This window comes from Tritonibacter sp. SIMBA_163 (genome assembly GCF_046535935.1).
GTDB lineage: Bacteria > Pseudomonadota > Alphaproteobacteria > Rhodobacterales > Rhodobacteraceae > Epibacterium > Epibacterium scottomollicae.
Genome location: NZ_JAWJBP010001154.1, coordinates 1 through 242 on the forward strand (window position 1 = coordinate 1; position 242 = coordinate 242).

Annotated in this window: 1 protein-coding gene; it reads right to left on the reverse strand. The window is 67.8% G+C overall.

Annotated features, from left to right (window positions below):
* A partial coding sequence (locus tag R0J92_RS25945) for a GAD domain-containing protein (protein WP_411053807.1) occupies positions 1-242 on the reverse strand: 242 nt, incomplete at both ends.

Sequence of the window (242 nt, forward strand, 5' to 3'; positions counted from 1 at the left end):
GGCCCTTGGGCGTACCGTCTTCGGCGAAGATGATATAGCCGAGGCCGGCCTTGCCCTGACGTTGCGCCCAGTTGTTGAAGTTGTCGAAGAAGCTGCGCACCCGGCTGCCGGCTCCCGGGGCCGGCACCGCGCGCACCACCGAGCCCTTGTCGACCGCCTTGGCGAAGATGCCGAAGCCGGAGCCGCGGAACGACTCGGTTACGTCGGCAAGCAGGATCGGGTTGCGCAGGTCCGGCTTGTCG